The organism is Actinomadura keratinilytica, from assembly GCF_039539665.1.
In the GTDB taxonomy this organism is placed as follows: Bacteria; Actinomycetota; Actinomycetes; order Streptosporangiales; family Streptosporangiaceae; genus Spirillospora; species Spirillospora keratinilytica.
Window position 1 is genome coordinate 1 of sequence record NZ_BAABDO010000275.1, and the last position, 1,005, is coordinate 1,005.

Sequence of the window (1,005 nt, forward strand, 5' to 3'; positions counted from 1 at the left end):
TGAGCCTTTCCCCGTAACGATCCGCGACAGTGCGTGATCGTCTGGGTGGTGCGCCGTAGTGCCCGAAGATGCCCGATACGCCACGAAGCCCCTGCTAGAAGTGGTCTTGCCTAGAGATCAACTTCATAGAGCAGGGGCCTCGCGTGTCCTCAAGTGTCACATACTCCGCCACGCTCGACATCCCGCGGGAGACGGTGCTGTTCCTGTCGAGCCTGCTGCACGCCGAACGCCGCCGGCGCGGCACCCGCACCGGCCGCCGCGCGCTGGGCTGCTTCGCTCAGGCGGTGCTGATCCTGAGATGGTTCATCGACGCCACCCGCATCGCCCAGCTGGCTGCCGACAACCACATCGGCACCAGCACGGTCTACCGGTACCTGCACGAAGGAATCGACGTGCTCGCCGCGCATGCCCCGGACCTGCGCCAGGCGCTCGCCGCGGCGAAGGAGGCGGGGTTGTCGCACGTCAACCTCGACGGCGTGGTGATCCGTACCGACCGGGTGCAGACACCCGGCCCCAGCGGCGCCGATCTGTGGTGGTCGGGCAAGCACAAGCACCATGGCGGCAACGTCCAGGTGGTCTCCGCCCCCGATGGATGGCCGCTGTGGACCTCAGACGTGCAGCCCGGCCGCGAGCACGACATCACCTGCGCCCGCGCCCACGGCGTGATCGACGCCCTCACCGAGGCCACCGGTGACCTCGTCGGCCTGGCGGACCTGGGGTACGAGGGCGCCGCGGGTGTGCTGCGCGTCCCGGTCAAGAAGCCCAGGGGCAAGAAGCTGACCGGCGATCAGAAGACCTACAACAAGCTCCTGCGCGGGCTGCGGGGGATCGGCGAACGCGCCAATGCCCTGCTCATCGTGCGTTTCAAGGCCCTGCGCCGGGTCAGCCTCGATCCCTGGCGGATCGGAGCGATCACCGCCGCCGCCCTCGTCCTGCTCCACCACGAGAACGACCGGAGCATCTGAACATCACCGACAGCAACCGCAGGTTACGGAGAAAAGCTCA

Annotated in this window: 1 protein-coding gene; it reads left to right on the forward strand. The window is 67.9% G+C overall.

Translation table 11 applies throughout. The annotated features are described in order from the left end of the window. The first annotated feature begins 143 nt into the window (after nucleotides 1-143). Nucleotides 144-965 carry a transposase family protein gene (locus ABD879_RS32680; protein ID WP_345025664.1) on the forward strand — a complete coding sequence of 274 codons (822 nt, stop codon included), beginning with the start codon at nucleotides 144-146 and terminating at the stop codon, nucleotides 963-965. The last annotated feature ends 40 nt before the right edge of the window (nucleotides 966-1,005 follow it).